Source organism: Myxococcus sp. CA033 (assembly GCF_013336625.1).
Taxonomy (GTDB): Bacteria; Myxococcota; Myxococcia; order Myxococcales; family Myxococcaceae; genus Myxococcus; species Myxococcus llanfairpwllgwyngyllgogerychwyrndrobwllllantysiliogogogochensis.
Genome location: NZ_JABUMU010000027.1, coordinates 1 through 15,180, shown reverse-complemented (window position 1 = coordinate 15,180; position 15,180 = coordinate 1). Strand labels below are relative to the sequence as shown.

The 15,180-nt window shown below is 68.5% G+C and carries 12 protein-coding genes; 4 read left to right on the top strand and 8 right to left on the bottom strand.

Annotated features, from left to right (window positions below):
• Positions 1-75: 75 nt before the first annotated feature.
• From HUA78_RS38620 to HUA78_RS38610, 3 genes are all read right to left on the bottom strand, one after another.
• The gene (locus HUA78_RS38620; RefSeq protein WP_174458957.1) at positions 76-660 is read right to left on the bottom strand and encodes a hypothetical protein; all 585 of its coding nucleotides are present in this window, start codon (positions 658-660) and stop codon (positions 76-78) included.
• Between the two features lie 94 nt (positions 661-754).
• Complete coding sequence (locus HUA78_RS38615; protein ID WP_174478481.1) at positions 755-1,546, bottom strand: enoyl-CoA hydratase/isomerase family protein; 792 nt, start codon at positions 1,544-1,546, stop codon at positions 755-757.
• Positions 1,547-1,621: 75 nt separating this feature from the next.
• Complete coding sequence (locus tag HUA78_RS38610) at positions 1,622-2,524, bottom strand: hypothetical protein (RefSeq protein WP_174458959.1); 903 nt, start codon at positions 2,522-2,524, stop codon at positions 1,622-1,624.
• A 435-nt stretch (positions 2,525-2,959) separates the two neighbouring features.
• Between HUA78_RS38610 and HUA78_RS38605 the strand changes: the two genes are divergently transcribed.
• Positions 2,960-3,874: a hypothetical protein gene (locus HUA78_RS38605; protein WP_174462624.1), complete on the top strand. Its 915-nt coding sequence runs from the start codon at positions 2,960-2,962 to the stop codon at positions 3,872-3,874.
• 58 nt (positions 3,875-3,932) lie between these two features.
• Here HUA78_RS38605 and HUA78_RS38600 read toward each other — a convergent pair whose 3' ends face one another.
• From HUA78_RS38600 to HUA78_RS38590, 3 genes are all read right to left on the bottom strand, one after another.
• Positions 3,933-4,310, bottom strand: coding sequence for a hypothetical protein (locus tag HUA78_RS38600; RefSeq protein ID WP_141648481.1), 378 nt, complete (start codon positions 4,308-4,310; stop codon positions 3,933-3,935).
• A gap of 29 nt (positions 4,311-4,339) precedes the next feature.
• On the bottom strand, positions 4,340-6,553 hold the full coding sequence (locus HUA78_RS38595) for a methyl-accepting chemotaxis protein (protein WP_371745765.1): 2,214 nt from the start codon (positions 6,551-6,553) through the stop codon (positions 4,340-4,342).
• Between the two features lie 237 nt (positions 6,554-6,790).
• Positions 6,791-7,594: a hypothetical protein gene (locus tag HUA78_RS38590; RefSeq protein ID WP_174458962.1), complete on the bottom strand. Its 804-nt coding sequence runs from the start codon at positions 7,592-7,594 to the stop codon at positions 6,791-6,793.
• 308 nt (positions 7,595-7,902) lie between these two features.
• Between HUA78_RS38590 and HUA78_RS38585 the strand changes: the two genes are divergently transcribed.
• From HUA78_RS38585 to HUA78_RS38575, 3 genes are all read left to right on the top strand, one after another.
• On the top strand, positions 7,903-9,870 hold the full coding sequence (locus HUA78_RS38585) for an APC family permease (protein WP_254614546.1): 1,968 nt from the start codon (positions 7,903-7,905) through the stop codon (positions 9,868-9,870).
• Positions 9,871-10,204: 334 nt separating this feature from the next.
• Positions 10,205-11,863 (top strand): hypothetical protein, encoded by a 1,659-nt coding sequence (locus tag HUA78_RS38580; protein ID WP_174478480.1) that lies wholly within the window; start codon positions 10,205-10,207, stop codon positions 11,861-11,863.
• 13 nt (positions 11,864-11,876) lie between these two features.
• Complete coding sequence (locus HUA78_RS38575; protein WP_174458964.1) at positions 11,877-12,401, top strand: hypothetical protein; 525 nt, start codon at positions 11,877-11,879, stop codon at positions 12,399-12,401.
• 196 nt (positions 12,402-12,597) lie between these two features.
• Here the strand turns inward: HUA78_RS38575 and HUA78_RS46035 are convergent, their stop codons facing one another.
• Positions 12,598-13,908 carry a serine/threonine-protein kinase gene (locus HUA78_RS46035; RefSeq protein WP_217442765.1) on the bottom strand — a complete coding sequence of 437 codons (1,311 nt, stop codon included), beginning with the start codon at positions 13,906-13,908 and terminating at the stop codon, positions 12,598-12,600.
• Positions 13,909-14,117: 209 nt separating this feature from the next.
• Positions 14,118-14,645 carry a hypothetical protein gene (locus HUA78_RS38565; RefSeq protein WP_141649008.1) on the bottom strand — a complete coding sequence of 176 codons (528 nt, stop codon included), beginning with the start codon at positions 14,643-14,645 and terminating at the stop codon, positions 14,118-14,120.
• Positions 14,646-15,180 lie beyond the last annotated feature (535 nt).

Below are 15,180 nucleotides of genomic sequence, written 5' to 3'. Positions count from 1 at the left end.
GTTCGTGTCTTCGAATTTTTGAGTTGGGGGCCCAGGACGGTTCGCTCGGAGCGTACCTGACGCGGACCCGGATTCTCAGTCGGGCTTGCCGTAGCCCACGAGCGTGTCGTCCTCGAACTCCGCCACCCATCCTCCAGGCAGGGCGAGCGCGGACAGCAACGCGGGGCGACGCCGCAGCAGGGCGTACACGGGGAAGGTCTCGAAGGTCTCATCGCCGGGCGGGCCGGGTGGGACGATGAGCCAGCCGGAGTCGGTGCCCTCGGGGGCGCGTGCGCGCGCCATGGCGACCCGGGGGCTCCTGTCCCAGCCGGGCACGGCCGCGACCTTGTCCCCGTAGCGAGGAAACAGGGGCTCGGTGCCCACCGTCTGCGTCGTCTCGAGCATCCGCCCCTGGACTCGCAGCGTCACGGTGATGTCGTCGCGCCAGTCGGTCAGCGGGTTGCCGTCGAAGTCGGGCTCCGTCACCACCAGCGAGTCTCCGCGCGGGTCCAGGCGCAGGTTGGACCAGCCGAAGCGCAGCGTGCGTCCGGGGATGAGTCCGCCGGGAGGCAGGCGCTCGAGCACGCTCAGCACCCACTCCGCCTGTTCCTCCGCGTCGTCCGTGCACATGAGCACCACGTGTACCCCGTGCAGGTGTCGCTCCAGTCGAAGCTGTCCCATCTCCATCCCTCCCGCCGCTGTCTCGCGTCCACCGCGAAGCCGCCCGGCAGCATGTCGCGAACCCTGGCGACGAGGAAGCACGGCGATGGGCGGATTACCGCCCCTGGAACACGGGAGGCCGTCGCGCCGCGGCGGCGGCGAGTCCTTCGCCCAGGTCTGAGCTGCCGTAGCTCTCCGCCTGGAGCCGGGCCTCTTCCGCCAGCGCGCGATGGAGCCCCGCGCGGTCCAGGCCGAGCCGCTGCTTGAGTCCCCGGGTCGCGAGCGGCGCGTTCGACGCGATGCCCGTCGCGAGGGCGCGTGCGCGGGTCCGGGTCTCCGTGGCGGGGGTGGCCTCCAGCGCGAGCCCGAGCCGCACCGCCTCGCGGCCATCGAAGCGCCGCCCGGTGAGCAGCAGCTCCGCGGCGCGCTGCGGGCCTGTGCGCAGTGGCACGAGCCACGTGGCGCCCATGCCGGGATGCAGGCCGAGCTGCACGAAGTTGAGGGCGAGCTTCGCGTCCTCGGAGACGATGCACATGTCGCACGCGAGCGCGACACACAGCCCCGCGCCAATGGCCGCGCCCTCCACCGCCGCCACCGTGGGGACGGGCAGGTCCAGGATGCTGAGATAGCGCGAGTAGAAGTCGAGCATGAAGACGCGGGCCTCCTCGAAGGAGACCTGGCGCAGGCGCTCCAACATCTGGAGGTCGCCGCCCGCGGAGAACGTCCCGCCCGCTCCGGCGAGGACGACGGCGCGCACGTCCTCCCGCCCACGCAGCTCTTCCACCCGCGCACGAAGCGCATCCCCCAACTCGGGAGTCATCGCGTTGCGGCGCGCAGCATCGTTCAGCGTGAGCGTGGCGACGCCACCTTCAAGGTCGAGCAGCACGCCCGTGGCCTGGACAGTCATGCGCGGACTGTAGCCGCATCCGCCCTCGCGCTCGGCGGAAAGGGCATTGTGAGCGCGAGGGCAGGGGCCTTCCGTCTAGAACGCCCGATTCACGGCGTACCCGCAGATGCGGTGCTCGGCCTTGTACGTGTTCGGGCCGGGAATCCCGTCGATGGGGCCCGTGTAGCCGAACCCCCGGCCCACCGTCTGGACGCGCTGCCAGTAGATGGCGCCTGGGATTCCGTCTTCTTGCGCGGAGGTGCGCGGGCCACCCCGACGGTTGAGCTCGCGCGCCGTGATTCTCACGCGAATCTTCTCCGTGTTCGGCCCGGTGACACCGTCGATGGGACCCGTGTAGCCGAAGTCCCGCCGCCCCACCGTCTGGATGCGCTTGTAGTAGATGGGCCCGGGGATGCCGTCGTCCTCCGTCGACGTCCGAGGCAGACCTCCGCCACCGGGCAGGGGGCCATGGTCCGGGATGACGCTGCCCGCGTAGTCCAGCGACCAGCCGAGATATCGCGCGCCGGACTGCGCCGAGTACCCCGACACGCTGTTGATGCCAATGGCGTTGCCCCAGCTCTCCGCGAGCTTTCGCGTGGCCATGAAGACCGTGGTGCCACCGCCGTTGAGGTCCAGGCCCACGTGGCCGAACGAGCCGATGTCCCACCAGTGGAAGGCCCCTGCGGGAGCCTGCGAAGCCGCATAGGGCTGCCGGGTCGACGCGTGATAGGCCTCGATGGCCGAGGGCCGCGCCGAGGACTCCGGGAACTGTCCGAAGCGCCACATCAGCGAGCCGCACCACTGGTCCCACGTGCCGCCATCCCGCGTGGGATGGGCCGCGGCGTAGTTGCGCGCCCGGTTGTAGATGGCGGTGTTGAGCTCGGCCGTGCTCGTGTCGAGCGACTCGGGCGCGTCCGTCACCCCTTCGCCCTCACCACCACAGGCGGAGAGCCCCACGAACAGCAGGGCGAGGAGCCACATCTTCCGTTTCGTGTGCATCTTTCTTCTCCAGGCGGGGTGTTCCCGCGAGCGGTTCTCGGGCCGTGCACGGCGGGCCTGTCGCACCGCGATTCGACCCGGGGTCCACACGTTGTCGGGCCGGGGATGTCCGGAGTTTCCGAAGAATCGGAATTTAAGAAGTGGCTGTCTTCATCCGCGTGTGGGTGTTTTCAGGAGGGCGCGGAGGATGGGCACGCCCGTGGCGCGCCGGCGCGTCTCGCTGTCGGTGTAGCGGTTTCCCGGGGGAGTCTCCCGGCCGAGGGCCCTGTTGAGGGTCGCGAGCTTCCGTCGCGGTCGTAAAGTTGGATTGGTTGTGATTGCCTTGGAGAAGCGTGTCTGGTTGGTGTACATGGGCGCGGGCGTGGCGGGTGGTGTCTGTCTTGCTGCGCCATTCCTGGCGTGTGTACTGTCTTTTGTATGACAAGGAAATCCGCCGTGGTGTCTTTCTTTCTGCTGCTGGGCGTGGTGGCGACTCCCGCCTGGGCGCAGGTCCAGATGATCTCCATCTCGGTACCGCCGACGATCACGACCCCGCTCTCGGGCTTCAACGTCCAGTACTCCATGGCCGGCAGCAAGTCAGGCGTTGGAGCGGCGGTGGCGCAGTTGAACTTCTATTTGTCGGCCACTGCGAATGGCAGCAGCGGCGTCTACCCGCTGTTCACCACGCAGATCGCGCTCCGGGGAAGTGGACTTGGACCCTATCTGCCGCCGGTGGGAACCCAGACGCAGTTCATCTCCCGGTTCTCCATGCCCGCCAACACCGTGGCCCAACTGGAGTTCATCTCCAACGGGTGTCAGCCATCGACCTGGTATGTCCTGGGCCGCGTGGACCTCACCGGCGTGTTGAGCGACAACAGCCTGCTGGGTACCACGAAGCCGCCCGACTTCTTCTTCACGGCCGGCACGCTCAGCCCGGGCACCATCCAGCCAGGAGGCTCCGCCGACCTCTCCTTCGAACTCTTCACCCGCTGCGCGGCCCCCTCGGCCACGCACGTGGGCGTCTTCCTGACCGACCCGGACTTCCAGATTCTGGAGGGCATTGGCGCCATTCCCATCAGCGCGGGCGCGGGGACGTGGTCCTTGCCGCCCACCACCATCACCTTCTCGCCGACCATCGCTCCGGGCAGCTACCGCGTCGTGGTGCTGGCGGACGTGGATGGCGTCGTCGCGGAGAGCGACGAGAACAACAACGGCGGGTTCTTCGAACTCGAGGTCACCGCCGCCGCGCTGGCGTCAGATGCCGCGGCTCGGCCCCTGGAGCCCGCGCCTCCGGTGCCGTTCGATGGGGCCTCGGTGCTGTCCGACCTTGAAAGCGGGGCTTCGAGCCGCCGCGACATCGTGTCGTTCTGATTGAAGCCAGGACCCGCGCCCGGTGCCTTCCTCACGAAAGGAAGGCGCCGGGTGGGTGTCAGTAGATGGTCAGGGAGAGCTCGTCGCCGGGCCGGACGGACATCTCCTGCTCGCTTTCGAAGCCACGCTCGCTGCCCAGGCTCTTGTGGCCCAGGGTGCCGATGATTTCGATGCCGAAGCGGATGCGGTCCGTGTTGCCCACCATGTCCGGGGGCAACACGAAGTTGCGCGTCGACATCCCCGGCACGGTCCCCAGCCGCATCCGCCGCGTCCCCGTCAGCGCGTAGAGGTTGACGTCCACGAGCTTCCGGCTCTCCACCGCCACCGTTGTCTTGGGGGGCGGAGGCTGATTGGGGTCCGAGGCGGCCCCATGGGCCCCTCCACACGCTGAAGCCACGGCGACGAGCACGAGCAGCAGGGCGGCCTGGGTACGCATGGGACCTCTCTTCCGAGGGTGTTGGGGGACTACCGGGGTGGCGCGACGCTCGTGGAGCCCTCTGCCCGGAGCGACTGGGTGGCCAGGCCGGACATGCTCTCCGCCAGCGACTGGACGGAGCGGGTGGCCTCCTGTGTCTCCTGAACCGTCTTCAGGGTGCGCTGCATCTGTCCGGAGAGCTCCTGGATGGCCATGGCCATCTGCTGGGTACCGGAGTCCTGCGCGCTGACGGCGGCGGTGATCTGCCGCATGCTCGCGCTGGAGTCGCCAATGAGGATGGCCAGCTCCTGGAACTGGGCGCTGGACGTGCGCACCGCATCCAGGCTCTGCCGGACGCGCTCGTCGCCCTTCTCGCTGAACTGGGCCGCCTCGCGCATGCTGGCGCTCACGCCGTTGAGCACCTCGCGGATGCGGTGCGTAGCGCGGATGGACTGGTCCGCCAGTCCTCGCATCTCCCGCGCCACCACGCCGAAGCCCCGGCCGCTCTCGCCGCTGCGCGCCGCCTCGATGGCCGCGTTGATGGCCAGCATGTTGGACTGGTCCGCCAGGTCCTTCACCGAGTCGACGATGCCGGACACCTCGCGCGTCCGCTCGTCGAGCGCGAGGATGCGGCGGGCCATCTCCGACACCTCGTTGCGAATCGCCGCCAGGTCCGCCAGCGTCCGCTCCAGCGCGGCGCTGCCTTCGCGGCCCACCTGCTCGGCGCCTTCCGCGGACGCCGCGAGCGAGCTGGCCTTCTCCGCCGTCATCTGCGACGAGCGGCGGATCTCCTTCACCGTCTGCTCGGCCTCCTGGAGCGCCGCCGCCTGACGGCTGACGCCCTCGGTCTGCTGGTCGCTGGTGGAGCGCAGTTGCTGCACCACCGTGGCCAGCTCACCGGCGCCGGTGCCCATGCGCCCCGCCAGGTTGCGCACCTCCAGCTGCCGCTCCTCCAGTTGCCGGGTGTGGGCCTCCAGCGAGCGCACCACCTCCATGGAGCGTCGCGCGACGATGCCTATCAGCGACAGGGTGAGCGCCAGGTATCCCCAGTGCGACACGTTGCCCAACGAAAAGCTCAGCACGCCGATGACGGGCAGCACCGTGAGCGCGAGGAAGAGCACGAGCCCCGACATGCCTCCCACGAAGATGCGGGCGTCGGGGTTGCCCCGCCACGCCTCCGCCGCCGCCACGCTGAAGCAGATGAGCAGCATGATGAAGGAGAAGGGCAGGAAGGGCACCAGGATGCGCTGCGCGGTGCCCAGGTCCAGCAGGGCGGAGAGGGCCGCCACCACGCAGAGCGCCGTGTAGCCCATCGCTCCAATGCGGAACCAGCGCCGCTGGTTGTTGAGGATGGCGTCGGACACGAACTCGATGAGGCCCGACACGAGCAGGAAGATGCCGAGCACCGTGAAGCGCGTCGCGGTGATGGGCGCGTCCCAGAGCGCGTTGGGCATGCCGCTCAGGCCCAGCAGCACGAAGCCGCCGCTGGCGGAGAACACCGCCAGGCCCGCGAGCATCCGCCGACGCCAGTGCATCAGGAACGCTCCACCCGAACCCACCGCCACCGCCAGCAGCAGCATGCCCATGACGAACGGCGCCTGTCCCTCGCGCGTCACCTTGGCGAGCAGTTGGTGCCGCGAGCCGATCAACGCGCCCTGTGCCACGCCGATGTTCGGGTTGCTCGACTGGACGCGCAGCAGCAGATGTCCACCCAGCGAGGCGCGCGGCACCGGCACGACATGCCAGGCCATGTTGTCGGACAGCTCCGCGCCAGACGTGTTCAGTCGCCCGCTCACATAGACGCGCTGACCGTTGGCGTAGGCCTCCACGGCATTGGTGACCTCACCCAGCATGACGGCGGGCTCGGCCCACGGCCCCTGGGGCAACGGGATGCTGACCCACAGAAAGACGTGGGTGCCGCGTCCCGGTGGCGGCTTGAGCGCCTCCATCGTGCGCCAGTCCTCGGCGACGTTGGCCGTCTGCGCCCACAGGGGAAGTCCATCCGCGCCTTGGGGCGAGTCACCCCAGCGGTAGCGCCATCCCTCCAACAATGGGATGGAGGAACTCGCCTCCTCGGCCGCGCGGGCCGTCGGTGCATGCACGAGCGCCATGAACAGCGCGCAGCCCAGCAGGGCCAGACGCGCGACTCGGCGCGACGGTGCGTGACGCCTCGCGATGGAGTCGCGCGGGGCAAGGCTGTCGAAAGGTGTCGGGGAGGGGCGGTAGGCAGCCATGAGGAGGCCAATGCTCGACTGGCGGCGCATGACTGTAAATAGGTCTGCATCCCCTGACATGTAGGAAAGGTTTGGGAAGGGCCTCTGGGAGCCGGGGAGTGAGCCTTTTCCGACGCGCCACGGCAACATTTGGGAGGGGCGGTTGTGACCCAGGTGCACTTGTCACGAGACATCGTGTCAGGAGCGGGGGAAATCGGGCACCGGGCCGGGCGGGCCGTCGTGGACGGCTCGCCCGGTCTTCCGCCTCGCGGGCCTGCTCCGCGCGCCTCAGAACGTGCGGAAGACGCCGCGCACGCCCAGGGTGAAGAGTGCATGGAAGCCGTCGTCCACGGCGGAGACGGGGGAGGTCTGCCCGGGCAGGCCGGCGATGCTCAACGTCTGGTCACCCGTGCGAACGGTGTAGCTGCCCAGCGACGCGGTGACGATGGGCCCGAACGCGACGTAGCGCGTGAGCCGCACGTCGCCTCCGGCGCTGAGGCGGATGAAGGTGGGGCCCCGGTCCGTCACCTGGGTGTCGATGTTCGCGGCCACGGTGCCTCCGCCGGGCACGGGCACCTGGGTGGTGCCCTCCACGTGGCTCTTGAGGAACTCCAGGCCCACGGCCAGCCCCACCCACGGGTCGAAGCCCGACTCCGGATTGAAGTGGAAGCGGCCCTCGGGGCCGAAGCGCCATTGGGAGTTGTTGCAGTCGAACCCCTCCGGACAGGAGATGTCGTTCGTCTTGGTGAAGACCTTCTCCCAGCTGCCCCAGAGCCCCGCGTAGAAGCGGGGGTTGAAGCGATAGCCCAGCTCCAGCATCAGTGGCAGGGAGGCGTTGGCGGCGTCGGTGATCTTCAAGTCCTCCCGGGTCCCCGTGCGCGACGTGCCGTCCTTGTAGACGTAGCCCGCGCCCAGGCCCAGGTTGATACCCACCGCCAGCTGGGGGCCGGCCATCCCGTGCTCCGCGCGGACATCCATCTCCACCGGCTCCACCGGGCTCGACTCGCGCGTCTCCGACTCCTGCGCCACCGCTGTCCCGGAGACTCCCAGGGTGGCGATGACAGATAGCGTCCAGCAGTGCCTCATGGCCATACGTGCTGCCCTCCAATGCGATTTGCGGGGTGGACGTGGAAGTGACCAATCAGGGAGGGCTCCGTGAAGCCGACTCCAGGGCCGAGCGTCCGGGGACGACACAAGCGGACTCCGGGTGTTGGCAGCCCATCACCCCGGGGCAGCGAGGTGTCCGCGCGGAGGCATGCGACGTGTCCTGGGGCGGATGCGAGGGATTGGGTGGAGTCGCGCGCCTGGCACGCCGCCCGCTCTGCCTGGAGCGTGGCATCCCCAGGTTGCCCGTGAGGGACGCCCGGCGACGGGACCACGAGGGGCGCCAGAGGGGTGGCATGGAACACGCCAGGACGAGCCGCCGGAGCTGGATGGACATGCTGCTCGGCAAGCCCCTCACGACGGCGCAGGCGTCACACGAGCAGGTGGGCGTGCTCGCGGGCGTGGCACTCCTCGGGCTGGATGCGCTGTCGTCCGCGGCGTATGGCCCCGAGGCCGCGCTCACGGTGCTGCGCCCGCTGGGCCCCACGGGCGTGAAGCTGCTGTTGCCCATCACCGCGTGCATCGTCGGGCTGCTGGTGGTGGTGGCGTCCTCCTACCGGCAGACCATCGCAGCCTACCCGCGCGGCGGTGGTGCCTATACGGTGGCGCGAGAGAACCTGGGCCGTCGGGTGGGGCTGCTCGCGGCGTCCGCCCTGCTCTTGGACTACCTGCTCAACGTGGCGGTGGGAATCTCCGCGGGCGTGGGCGCCATCGTCTCCGCCTTCCCCGCGCTGCGGCCGCACACGCTGGGGCTCGCGCTGGGGTTGCTGGGCCTGCTCACGCTCGTCAACCTCCGAGGCGCGCGGGAAGCCGGGGCCTTGTTCCTGTTGCCCACCGCGATGTTCATCGGCTCGCTCTTCATCCTGCTCGCCGTCGGTGCGTTCCGGGCCTTCGCGCAAGGGGGCGCTCCGGCCAGTGACATCCCTCCGCCAGCGCTGCCCTCGCCCTCGGCGAGCGTGGGCTTGTGGCTGGTGCTGCGGGCCTTCGCCAGCGGCTGTACGGCGATGACGGGCGTGGAGGCGGTCAGCAACGCGGTGCCGGTGTTCCGCGCGCCCTCCGTGCGCCGCGCCAGGCTCACGCTGTCGCTCATCATCCTCGTCCTCGTGCTGCTGCTGCTCGGCGTGTCCGCGCTGTGCCAGGTCTATGGCGTGGGCGCGACGGCGCCCGACGGCCCGGGCTACCAGAGTGTCCTGTCCCAGTTGCTCGCGGCGGTGACAGGGCGGGGTGTCTTCTATTACGTCGCGATGACGTCCATCCTCGGCGTGCTCGCGCTGTCGGCCAACACCAGCTTCGCGGGCTTCCCTCGCGTGTGCTGGCTCCTGGCGTTGGATCGCTATCTGCCCGTGGCCTTCGTGCACCGGGGACGCAGGCTGGCGTACTCGCGAGGCATCCTGTTGCTCGCGGTGCTCGCGGGGTTGCTCATCCTCGCCTCGGATGCCATCACCGACCGGCTCATCCCGCTGTTCGCCATTGGCGCGCTGCTCGCCTTCACCCTCTCGCAGACGGGCATGGTGGTGTACTGGACGCGCCGCCGCGAGACGGGGTGGCGGTGGCGCCGCGTCCTCAACGGCGTGGGCGCGCTTCTGACGGGGCTTGCGCTGGCCATCGTCATCGTCGCCAAGTTCACCCATGGCGGCTGGGCCGCAGTGGTCATCATCCCGCTGGGCGTGCTGCTGTTCAGTCGGGTCCACAAGGCCTATCTGCGCGTGCGCGAGACGACAGGGCTTCAGCGGCCCATGGCGGTGGACTCGCGCGGGAGCATGGTGGCGGTGGTGCCCATGAGCCGCTGGTCCCACGCGTCGGAGACCGCCCTGCGGTTCGCGCTGGGGCTCTGCCATGACGTCCGCGCGGTCCATGTGCGCACCGACGAGGACGAGGCCGCCCCGGGCTCCCTGGCCGAGCAGTGGGCCGCGCTCGTCCAGGAGCCCGCGGTGCGGGCCCGCCTCCAGGTGCCGAGGCTGGACGAAGTCCCCTCGCCCTACCGGGGGCTCGTGCAGCCCCTGCTGGACTACGTGGACAGACTCCTCGCCGAGGACCCGCACCGCACGGTGGCCGTCGTCCTGCCGGAGCTGCTGGAGCGCCGGTGGTACCGGGCTGTCATGTATGGGCGCCGCTCCGAGCTCCTGCGCAGCACCTTGATGCTGTCCGGAGCCCGGCGCCTGGTGGTCATCAGCGTGCCCTGGTACCTGCGCACCGAGGACCAGTCCCAGCCCGGCTCCGCCCTCGGGCCCGTCGCGGAGTCAGGGCCCGTGGCTCCTTCCTGAGCACCCGACACGGAATATGTGTTTTGACTGGAATTGTTGCAGGGCTCTTTTGCCAAAAATTTCCGTGTAGGTTGTTTCCCTCGCGTCCTGGCCCGCAGGCGGTGTTGCCCTGGGGGGCGGGTGTCGAGCCCTTCATCGGGCAGACAATCACTCTCGGGCACCCATCATCCGAGAATGTCTGTCTGTTCATGCCGCGTGTTCATCACACGCCGGGACTGAAGGGCATTCGCAGGCGTCACCGGGAATAGTTTGTGAACCAAGCCAAAGCGGGCACCTTCCGTGCAGGGCGTCCGGCGTCCCTGGCCGTAACCCCCAAGGGCGCGGAGGCATAAAGATGAATCGCAGATGGTTTGGAGTCCTGCTCGGTGGCGCGTTATGGGCCCCGGGTGTCTGGGCTCACGATTTCCGAGCGGAGAAGCTCGTGAATGGCGTGAAGCAGGCCACGATCATTACCTATCCGAACACGCTGAACTTCACGTTCAGCGCGACGAACATCCATCCGACGCTGGAGTCGATTCTCCTCCTGGCGGCAGACCCGCTCCTGACCGCGTGCACGCTCGACCCCACGCCGCCGCGGACGGTCCCCGTGGGTGGCAACGTCACGTATCAGTGCTCATTCCCCGTGCCCAGCTACGAGGCCTGCATCGCGCTGGGCGCGCTGGACGCCAATCCTTCCACACCCAGCGAGGAGGCCTCCTTCACGAACGTCTTCAGCATCGGCTGGGACAGCGGCTCCGCCCAGGACGGCGTCAACGTGCTCTGCGCCCAGGAACGCATCCTGTCGTGTGACGACACGGTCTACATCTCGACGGCGTCTTCCTCGAGCGCCGGGCTGCCCGTGGGGCCGTCGCGTCTGTACATCTTCGACCCTGGCACGGCCACGCTCGCGCTCCAGGGGGAGACCTCGCTGCCGTACAATGCCCTCGCCTTCAACCATGTCGACGGCTTCCTGTATGCCATCAGCTCCGACGGCGTGGTCCAGCCCAGCTTCATCCGGGTGGACGCCAATGGCTCGTCCGATGTCATCGCTCCGCTCGCCACGGGGGCCGCGAACACGGCGCTCTGGGGCGCGGGCGCCGTCCTCCAGGACGGCTCCTACCTCGGGTTCGAAATCACGAGCAACCACCTGGTCCGCATCAACACCGCCACGGGCGCGACGCTGTCGGATGTCGTCGTGGGCACTCCCGCGACGTTCCGGGTCGCCGACTTCGCGGTGAACCCCATCAACGGCCTGCTGTATGGCTTCAACAGCGCCACCCAGCGCGTCACCGTCATCGATCCGGTGCTGGGCACCCACCTGGACTTCCTCCTCCCGACACTCATCAACGGTGTGCCGTCGGTGGGCAACTCCATGGTCTCCGCCTTCTTCACGGTCTCTGGATCGCTGTTCTTCTACGGGTCCACCAACGCGAACGTGAACCTCGCCAACACGTTCTATTCAGTGAACCTGGTCACGGGAGCGCTGACCACTGTCACCACCGGCCCCGCCACGCAGTTCGCGGACGGCGCGACATGTGCTTTCAACCTGCCTCCTCCCGTGGGCAGTGAGGAACAGCCTCCGATGCTGACGCGGGACTACGGCTTCTATGGCTCCAGCGAGGACGCCCTGAGCGAGTGTCTGGCGCCGGGCCCCATCTCGCTGGGCAACCTGGGCAAGGTCACGACGACGGAGACCGCGCTGGGCATCCTCTGGGCCAACCCGGCCATCTCGCAGGGCGGTGCCATCCGCTCGGACTTCGAGTCCCTCAAGGTGAAGGTCGCTCGTGAGTTGCTGACGGCCACGTGCAACGAGCGGTTCTTCGGCACCCAGGCTCCGGCGCTGACGGGCCTGGAGGCGTGGGTTGCTCCCAACCCGATGTTGCTGGAGCAGGCGCTGGAGCAACTGGAGAAGCACAACCGCTCCGGTCAGCGCAGAGCGGTGCCGCTGAGCAAGAAGATCTGGAAGATGGATCCGCTGCTGGGGCAGGAGCGGGCCGTGGAACCGCAGTACTGAAAGGGGGGATGACATGATGACGAATTCAAGGTGGATGGCCCTGTCCGGGATGTTCGTGGCGCTGACGCTGAGCGCGTGTGATGGAGGCGGTGGACCGGACCCGATCGTGGTGCCCGAGGGCGACCGCTTCGAGCTGCGGCTGCTCGGTCAGGATGCGGAGCTGTATGAGAAGGCGCTGCTGGGCGTGGGGCGCATCGAGGTGATTGCGCAGGGCAAGTCGATTCCGTTCCAGCTCGCCGCGTCCGCGCGCTCCATGGACCTGGCTCAGACGGACCACGCCTATCTGCTAGGGTACTTCTACCTGCCGGCGGAAGCGCAGTCGGCGGACGTGCGCGTGCACTTCGATGACGTGGGGGCCTTCCGGGAGTCCGGCGCGCCGGGTCTCATCAACGCTCGCTCGGGCTCCATCCTGTTCACGACCAAGCGCGCGGAGCTGGAGAAGCGCAAGCACGTCGTCATCCAGTTGCACCTGAAGGACAGCCTCTTCCAGGGCCGAGGCGCCAAGGTCCTGCTCCCCTCGACGTTCATCGTCCACTGAGGGCGGGAGGGGTGGGGGCCCTTGGGGCTCCCGCTCCTTTGGAGAGAGTCATTCTCGGATGTCTGACCTTGAGCACGCTCCCCGTGCTCGAGGTCCGGGCGCCCCCTGCGTCAGCGTGGAGGGGCGCGTCTTCTTTTGTCGCGGCCCGCGAGGATGTGAAGGCACTGACGACGCTCGCGGTGTGCGGCACCCCGCTTTACAACCCGAGCGCCACGCCTACCACGAGCCCAAGCAGGGTGGCTCCGACGACCATGAGGCTCTCCTTCATGGCCGAGCGGCGGCGGGGCAGGGGCGGCGGAGGCGCCACCGGTACAACCGGCGCACGCTCATCCACAGGCGCGAGGTTTGGCGCAGGCGCGGCGCTGAGCTGGGGCACTGGCGCGGCATCGAGCTGTGGCGCAGGCGCAGCGTCGAGCTGCGGCGCGGGCGCGGCATCGAGCTGAGGCGCGGCGTTGGGCCGAGGCGCAGGGGCGGCGTCGAACTGGGGCGCGGGCACGGTGTCGAGCAGAGGCGCGGGCACGGCGCTGAGCTGCGGCGCGGGCGCGGCATCGAGCTGAGGCGTAGGCACGGCGTCGAGCGGAGGCTCATGCGCAATGTCGAACTGAAGCTCAGGCCCGGCGTCGAGCTGAACCGCGGTCTCAGTCCGGGGTGGGGTGGCCCATGGCCTGAGCGCTCGTGCCATCTCCTCGGCATCAGCGAAGCGCTCCGCGGGCTTCTTGTGCAGCGCACGTGCAAGCACTTGCGAGAAGTCCTCGGGCACGTCCGCCCGAATCGCTGAGGCGAGCGGCGGCACCCGCTCCACGATGGCGGAGAAGAGCGCCACCGTGTCGGCGACGTCGATGGGCTGCTTCCCCGTCACCATCTGGTACAGACACGCACCCAGCGAGTAGAGATCCGCGCGCGCGTCAACGGGCTGGCAACGCACCTGCTCGGGCGCCATGAACGACGGCGTCCCCACCCAGGCTCCCGCCTCCGCGCCCACCGCCGAGGCGTCGTCCTCGTGGAGCAGCCTCGCCACACCGAAGTCCAACACCTTCACCTTGTCACCCGTCTCGCTCGAGACGATGAAGAGGTTGTCCGGCTTGATGTCGCGGTGGATGACCCCAGCGCGATGCGCGGTCTCCAGCGCGGACAACGTCTGCAGCGCGATGGCCACCGCGCGCGCGACGGGCAGGGGACCCTGCTGCTTCAACAGGAGTCGGAGCGTCTGACCCTGGAGCAGCTCCATCACCATGAACGGAGGCTCGTCCGGGTTGCACTGGAAGTCCTTCACCTCGACCAGGTGCGGGTGCTGGAGCCCCGCGATGGCGCGCGCCTCCCGACGGAAGCGCGCGAGCACGGCCTCGTTGTCGAGGAGGTGCTGCTGGAGCACCTTGATGGCCACCGCGTCGGTCTCGTCGAGCTCCGCCGCCTCGTAGACGATGCCCATTGCCCCCACGCCAATCCTCTGGCGCAGCTGATACTTCTGACCCAGCAATGTCCCGACCGAAGCTGACGAGCGGCTCATGAATCAACCGGTATACCCAAGCCGCCCACATGGCGAGGGGTATCCGCCTGATGACGTATGTTTCAGTCGTTGATACCGGGAAATCTCAGACGAGCCCGATGTACCGAGCCTGTTTCATGCGCGGAGGTTTCCATGAATATCTCGCGTCGTGAGCGAATGGTTCTTGGCGCGCGAGAGCCTGCTCCGTATCGAGTACCGGGACACTGGATTCAGAAGGTGACACCCAGGCGAACCAGGTCCAGGTCCAGGTCGGTGATGGCGCGGTCCGTGCGGTCCTCCGTCATGGGATTTCCATACTGGAAGCTCACGTCGATGGCCTTGCGTCGCTGGTTCACGCTGTAGCCCATGCCGAGTCCGAGCATGGGCTCGAAGAAGAACCCAGAGCGTCGCGTCACGACGCGGTAGCCCACGTCCATCCCCAGGGTGACCTGGAAGCCATGTTCCTGCTCATACGTCAGCGCGGAGGCCCTTCCGAAGGGACGGAAATGCTGGCTGTCAAAGGTCCACATGCCGCTCAACCTGGGCTGGAAGAAGAAGCCCTGCCCACGAGCCCTGGGCGCGGGCTTCCACGCCAGGCCCAGGGTGACCTTGAGCTGCCGTATCGTGTCGCAGCGCATGGACTCGCGGTTGCAACTGTTGCGCGTCAGCATGGGCGTGACTTCGAGCACCCCCGTGGTTGTCTCCGAGAAGCTCCGGCCCACGCCAATCGGCACGGCGACGTGGAGCCGCTCCGTCATCGGCCCTCCCAAGAACAAGAAGGCGTGCGTCACGGGCGACAGCCAGATGGAGGTCTTCGGAATGGCCGCCGTGGACTCGGCCTGGGGCCTGGGGGACTCCGCCTGGGCACGAACCGCCGGGGCGAGGAGGAGCAGCGCGACGAAGGCGAGGCGAGTCAGACAGTCGCTCCTGTGGCTGGGTGGCGATTGTCTCCAAGCAACACCCATGCCTCGCGACGCCCCTCGCTTTTCCCCGGAGTCGCGGGAGTGGGCGAGCAGCCATCGCGACAGGATTGTCAGCACTCCCCACACCACGAGTTCCGGGCAGCGATGTCGCGGTGGCGGATGGACGGGCTCCAAATGAAAGGGGTTGGACGGCTCGAGCCATCCAACCCCTGTGCTTCATCTCCGGTGCGGCTCAGCGGGCGTCTAAACCAACGACCACGATTCCCGCATGACCTCAGGCGGTGCGCCTGAGGTCGGCTCGACGTAGGTATGGACTGGCAGAGCGCTGGGCGTTGCGTGCGGCGAGGTAGGCATGCACCCGAACCATGAG